This window comes from Umezawaea sp. (assembly GCF_057122925.1).
This window is the reverse complement of the sequence record NZ_DBNGPQ010000079.1, coordinates 21,239-27,717: the sequence shown is the minus strand read 5'-3', so window position 1 is coordinate 27,717 and position 6,479 is coordinate 21,239. Positions and strand designations below refer to the sequence as shown.

Sequence of the window (6,479 nt, the reverse complement as noted above, 5' to 3'; positions counted from 1 at the left end):
GAACGAGGTCCGGTCGCTGCGCAGCGCGGCCATGGCCTGCTGCACGAGCACCTCGGTGCGGGTGTCCACCGAGGACGTCGCCTCGTCCAGGATCAGCAGGGAAGGGTCGGACAGGAAGGCCCGGGCGATGGTGATGAGCTGCCGCTCGCCCACGGACACGTTGCTGCCCTCCGGGTCGATCACGGTGTCGTAGCCCTCCGGCAGCGCGCGCACGAAGCGGTCCACCAGGGTGGCCCGGGCGGCCCCGAGCACCTCCTCGTCCGTGGCGTCCAGCCGTCCGTAGCGGATGTTCTCCCGGATGGTCCCGCCGAACAGCCAGGCGTCCTGCAGGACCATCCCGACCCGGGAGCGCAGCTCGGCGCGGGAGAGGTCGGTGATGTCCACGCCGTCCAGCGTGATCCGCCCGGCGTCCAGCTCGTAGAACCGCATGACCAGGTTCACCAGCGTGGTCTTCCCCGCCCCGGTCGGCCCGACGATGGCCACGGTCTGGCCGGGCTCGGCCACCAACGACAGGTGCTCGATCAGCGGCTGCTCCGGCCGGTAGGAGAAGCTGACGTCGTGGAACTCCACCCGGCCGCGCCGCTCGGCGGGCAGCGACGCGTCGGCCGGGTCCGGTGACTGCTCCTCCGCGTCCAGCAGCTCGAAGACCCGCTCGGCCGAGGCCACACCCGACTGCATCAGGTTCGCCATCGACGCGACCTGGGTCAGCGGTTGGGTGAACTGGCGCGAGTACTGGAGGAACGCCTGCACCTCGCCGAGGCTCATCGTGCCCGACGTGATGCGCAGGCCGCCGACCACGGCGACGACGACGTAGCTGAGGTTCGACAGGAACATCATCGCGGGCATGATCAGCCCGGAGATGAACTGCGCGCCGAGCGCCGCCTCGTACAGGTCGTCGTTGCGGCGCTGGAACTCCGCCTCGGACTCCTTCTGCCGCCCGAACACCTTCACCACCTGGTGGCCGGTGAACGACTCCTCGATGTGCGCGTTGAGCACACCGGTGTGCTTCCACTGCTGCATGAACAGCTTCTGCGACCGCTTCCCGATGGCGCCGGTGACGAACACCGACACCGGGACGACCGCCAGGGCGATGAGCGCGAGCAGCGGGGAGATCGAGAACATCATCGCGACCACGCCGATGACGGTCAGCAGCGACGTGAGGAGCTGGCTCAGGGTCTGCTGCACGGTCGACGCGACGTTGTCGATGTCGTTGGTGGCCCTGGACAGCAGCTCGCCGCGGGGCTGGCCGTCGAAGTAGCGCAGCGGGAGCCGGTGCAGCTTCGCCTCGACCTCCTCGCGCAGCGTGTGGACGACGCGCTGCACGACGCCGTTGAGCAGCCCGCCCTGCGCCCACGAGAACAGCGAGGACGCGAGGTACAGGACCATCACCCACACCAGCACGGTGCCGAGCGCGCCGAAGTCGATGCCCGCGCCGGGCGTTCCGCGCGTCCGGCCCATCACGCCGTCGAAGATGATGTCGGTCGCGTGCCCGAGGATCTTCGGCCCGGCCACGGCGAACGCGACGCTGATGACGCCGAGCAGGACGACGGCCGCGAACGTGACGCGTTCGGGGTGCATCCGGGCGGCCAGCCGCTTGGCGGACGGCCCGAAGGACTTGGCCTTGCCGACGGGCATGCCCATGCCGGGCATGCCGCGGCCCATCGGCGACGGCTGGGGGCGTGGACTCGTGGTGGTGGCGGTCATGCGGCCTGCTCCGGGGTGAGCTGGGACTGGACGATCTCCCGGTAGGTCTGGCAGGAGTCGAGCAGTTCGTGGTGGGTGCCCGCGCCGACGACGGAACCGCCGTCCAGCACGATGATCTCGTCGGCGTCCAGGACGGTGGTGATCCGCTGGGCGACGACGAGCACGGCGGACCGCTCGACGTGCGGGCGCAGCGCCGCGCGCAGCCGGGCGTCCGTCGCGAGGTCGAGCGCGGAGAACGAGTCGTCGAACAGGTAGACCTCCGGGCGGCGGACGAGCGCGCGGGCGATGCACAGCCGCTGCCGCTGGCCGCCGGACACGTTGGTGCCGCCCTGCGCGATGGGCGCGGCGAGCCCCTCGGGCATGGCCTCGACGAAGTCGCGGGCCTGCGCGACCTCCAGCGCCTCCCACAGCTCGTCGTCCGTGGCGTCGGGTCTGCCGTAGCGCAGGTTGCTCGCCACGGTGCCGGTGAACAGGTAGGGCCGCTGCGGCACCAGTCCGATCCGGTCCCACAGCACGTCCGGGTCGAGTTCGCGGACGTCGACGCCGTCGACCAGCACGCTGCCGTCGGTCACGTCGATCAGCCGCGGGATCAGGGACACCAGCGTGGTCTTGCCGGTGCCGGTGCTGCCGACGATCGCCGTGGTGCGACCCGCCTCGACGCGGAAGGAGATGTCCCGCAGCACGGGTTCCGCCGCGCCGGGGTAGCGGAACCCGGCGCCGCGGAACTCCACCGAGGCCCGCGTCGGCAGCTCGCGCACGGGGGTCTCCGGCGGGGTCACGGACGATTCGGTGTCGAGCACCTCGTTGATCCGCTCGGCGCACACCGACGCCCTCGGGATGAGGGTCGAGATGAACGTCGCCATCATCACCGACATCAGGATCTGCATGAGGTAGTTGAGGAACGCGGTCATGGAGCCGATCCGCATCTCCCCCGCGTCGACCTGGTGCGCGCCGAACCACAGGACGGCGACGCTGGACGCGTTGAGGATCAGGATCACCGTCGGGAAGATCAGCGCCTGGAGCCTGCCGACGCGCAGCGCGGTGTCGGTGAGCGCGGCGTTGGCCTCGCCGAACCGGCGGGACTCAGCGGGCTCGCGCACGAACGCGCGCACGACCCGGATGCCCGAGAGCTGCTCCCGCAGCACGCGGTTCACCCGGTCGATCCGGGTCTGCATCACCCGGAACTGCGGGACCATGTTCCGGACGATCGCGCCGATGGCCAGCAGCAGCGCGGGAACGCACACCAGCAGCAGCCACGACAGGCCGACGTCCTCGTTGAGCGCCATGACGATGCCCGCGACGCACATGATCGGCGCGGTGACGAGCATCGTGCACATCAGCACCACCAGGAGCTGCACCTGCTGCACGTCGTTCGTGGTGCGGGTGATCAGCGACGGCGGACCGAACCCGGCGACCTCGCGGGCGGAGAACTCGCCGACGCGGTGGAAGATCGCCGCTCGGACGTCCCTGCCGAACCCCATGGCGCTGCGGGACGCGTAGTACACGGCCGCGCCGGAGCAGGCGATCTGGAGGAGGGTGACCGCGAGCATCCACCCCCCGGTGGACACGATGTAGCCGCCGTCCCCCTTCGCGACACCGAAGTCGATGATGTCGGCGTTGAGGCTGGGCAGGTACAGGGACGCGATCGTGCCGATGAGCTGGAGGACCAGCACGATCCAGAGTTCGCGCCGGTACGGGCGCAGGTAGGTCAGCATCAGGCGGTACAGCAACGAAGCCCCCACGGAAGAAACTTGCCGTATCTAATGGTGCGTAACGTAGGCTACGCCGACAAGATACGCAAAGTGTTTAAGGGGAAGCGTGCCGGAGACGAGGACGCGCCGCCGGGGAACCGCTCTCGAACAGGCGATCCTCGACGCCGCCTGGGCTGAGCTGAGGGACGTCGGGTACGCCCGGTTCACCATCGACTCGGTGGCCGCGCGCGCCAGGACCAGCAAACCGGTGATCTACCGCCGCTGGTCCAACCGTGCCGAACTCGTGTTCGCCGCGTGGGGGAACCAGGCGCCCGCGGAGCACCTCCCGCCCGACACCGGCGCGCTCCGCACCGACCTCCTCGTGCTGTTCACCAGGATCGCCCGCCGCGCCGACGCGATGATGAACGAGATGATCGTGGGCGTCATGAGCGAGGCCTTCCGCCACCCGGAGGTCGCCGACCTGCTGCGCGACCGGCTGCTCAGCGCGCCGGTCGCCGACGTCGTGCGGACGATCGTGGACCGGGCCGCCGAACGCGGCGAGATCCCGCCCACCACCCTGTCGCCGCGCGCCGGGCGTCTGCCGTTCGACCTGGTGCGCAACGACGCCGTGCTGAGCGGCGGCCCGATGACGAACGACGCGATCGTGGAACTGGTCGACGACGTCTACCTGCCGCTGCTGCGCGGACTCGCGCTCACCCGCGACGATGAGGGGCATGGACTTCCTCCCGCTGGCTGAAGAACTGCTCGCCGTGCGGTCCACGGCGGACCGCCCCCACGACCTGCTCCGCGCGCTGGACCTGGTGCTGGACGTCGTCGGCCCCGGTTTCACCGTCGAGCGGTTCGAGTCGAACGGCAAACCCGGTGCGCTGGTCTACGCGGGCCCGTCCCGCCCGCACTTCCGCGTGGTCCTCAACGGCCACCTGGACGTCGTGCCCGGCGCGGACGAGCAGTTCGTGCCGCGCCGCGACGGCGACCGCCTGATCGCCCGAGGCGCCCAGGACATGAAGCTCTCCGCCCTCGTCCAGGCGCAGGTGTTCCGCGACACGGCCGCGACCGCGCCGTTCCCGATCGGCCTGCAACTCGTGACCGACGAGGAGGTGGGCGGCCGGGACGGCACCCTGCACCAGCTGGAGCAGGGCGTCACCGCGTCCTTCGTGGTGATCGGCGAACACAGCGGGCTGCGGGTCGTCGCGGAGTCCAAGGGCATCGCGGGCGTCCGCCTGCACGCCACCGGCCGGGCCGCGCACAGCGCCTACCAGTGGCTCGGTGACAACGCACTCGTCAGCCTGGGGCGCGCCGTCGAGGCCGTCCTCGCCGCCTACCCCGTCGCGACGGAGGAGGCGTGGCGCACCACCGTGACCGTCGCCAGGATCGCCACCACCAACCAGGCGACGAACCAGGTCCCGGCCGACGCGACCGCGTGGCTCGACGTCCGCTTCCCACCGGAGGACGGCGACTTCACCGGCCGCACCCCTGACGAGGTCGCCGCCCACCTCGCGGCGCTGTGCCCACCGGGCGTCACCGCGACCGTCGACCACGTCGAGCCACCGCACCGCGCGGACCCCGAGAACCCGGACGTGCCCGCGCTCCAACGAGCCGCACGGGACCAGGGGTACTCCGGCGACCTGCTGCGCAAGCACGGCGCGGCGGACTCCCGCTTCTACTCCCAGCGGGGTGTCGACGCGGTGATCTTCGGCGTCGGCGGCGACGGCCAGCACGGGCCGGACGAGTACGCGGACCTGACGACGGTGGAGCCCTACCGCCGCGCGCTGCTGGGGTTCCTCGCGTCGCTCAGGTGAGCGCGTGCGCGGCCGACCACATCCGCACGTCCTCGGTCGTCCCCTCCGCGGTCCGCCCGCCGGTGTCGACCGCGCACCGCTCCCACTCGCCCAGGCCGCCGCACGGCCTCCGGCAGGTACGGCGGGGTGGAGCCGGTGACGATCGTCGGTGAGCCCGGCTCCGACGAGGACGCGTCACGCGGACGGGATTCGGGCGATACCTGTCCTGTCTTCCAGCGCCTGCCTGCCGCGTGCGGGGCTGAACTGCTGGGTCGCGCACACCAGCCACCCCGCCGCGACGACCCCGACCAGGCTGAGCAGCCGGTACAGGACGACGACCGGCAGCGCCTTCGCGGCCGGGATCCCACCGGCGACGAGCGTGAGCACGAGCGCGGCGTCGACCACACCCAGCCCACCGGGCAGCGGCGAGAGACCCGAGGTGGTCATGCCCGCCGTGTACACGAGGAGCAGCAGCGGGAGCGACAGGCCGTGCACGCCGAGGGCCGCGGCGCACGCGGCGAGGCACGCCGCGTCGAACGCCCAGTTGAGCAGCGCGAGCCCGGTGGCGGCGCTCCAGTCACGGCCGCGGGGACGCACGGTGCCGAGCTGCGCCACCATCTCGTCCAGCCCGGCGGTGCCGGTGTCCGCGGGACGGCGTCGCAGCCGGTTCACCCCGTGCAGCACCCGGCGCGCGGCGGTGACGAGCGGCTGGGGGTGGCGCACGAGTTCGCGGGCGACGGCGGTCACCACCACCAGCCCGGCGGCGCTCAGCACCACCTTCGTCCAACTCGGACTGCCGCCCACCGACAGCGTGGCGGTCAGTCCGACGAGGCCCAGCGACGCGGTCGACACGAGTCCACCCGCGACGAGGCACCAGGTCGCCACGGCGTTGCCCGCGCCCTCGCCGCGCATCCAGCGGAACGTGTAGGCGGTGGAGAACGCTGCCCCGCCGGGCAGGGTGGCGTGCAGCGAGTTCGCCACGAGTGCGGCGGCGACCGAGCTGCCGACCGACGCGTGGACGCCCGCGGCCATGAGGAGCCTGCGCCGGGTGAGGGCGAACATGACCATCGACACGGCCGTCGCGAGGACGGCCGCGGTGAGCCACGCCACGTCGACGGCGGCGAGCGACGCCACCGCGGACTCGATCGTCGGCGCGAACACGACGGCTTCCACCACCAGCAGTCCGATCACGAGCGCCGCGGCCACCAGTCGAAAACGCCCGGTCCTGCCCCTGCCCCGCTGCACCACGTCCGTCATGCCGGAATCGTCCCGGTCGGACGTGCGC

General features: G+C 71.8%; 5 protein-coding genes. 2 read left to right on the top strand and 3 right to left on the bottom strand.

What is annotated here, in order from left to right; translation table 11 throughout:
- Both AC156L_RS17420 and AC156L_RS17415 read right to left on the bottom strand, forming a co-directional pair.
- Positions 1-1,704, bottom strand: a 1,704-nt coding sequence (locus tag AC156L_RS17420) for an ABC transporter ATP-binding protein (protein ID WP_484407020.1), incomplete at its 3' end; no start/stop codon positions are given.
- Entirely contained in the window at positions 1,701-3,434 is a 1,734-nt protein-coding gene (locus AC156L_RS17415) for an ABC transporter ATP-binding protein (RefSeq protein WP_330880983.1), read from the bottom strand. The genes AC156L_RS17420 and AC156L_RS17415, both read right to left, overlap by 4 nt.
- An 88-nt stretch (positions 3,435-3,522) precedes the next feature.
- Here AC156L_RS17415 and AC156L_RS17410 point away from each other — a divergent pair, with 88 nt between their 5' ends.
- Positions 3,523-4,152: a TetR/AcrR family transcriptional regulator gene (locus AC156L_RS17410; protein WP_330880939.1), complete on the top strand. Its 630-nt coding sequence runs from the start codon at positions 3,523-3,525 to the stop codon at positions 4,150-4,152.
- Positions 4,130-5,215, top strand: coding sequence for a M20 family metallopeptidase (locus AC156L_RS17405; protein ID WP_330880941.1), 1,086 nt, complete (start codon positions 4,130-4,132; stop codon positions 5,213-5,215). The genes AC156L_RS17410 and AC156L_RS17405 overlap by 23 nt, the downstream gene beginning before the upstream one ends.
- A gap of 174 nt (positions 5,216-5,389) precedes the next feature.
- On the opposite strand, the gene AC156L_RS17400 is transcribed toward AC156L_RS17405, so the two are convergent.
- A complete protein-coding gene (locus AC156L_RS17400; RefSeq protein WP_330880943.1) occupies positions 5,390-6,451 on the bottom strand; it encodes a lysylphosphatidylglycerol synthase transmembrane domain-containing protein in 1,062 nt (353 codons plus the stop codon).
- Between the last annotated feature and the right edge of the window lie 28 nt (positions 6,452-6,479).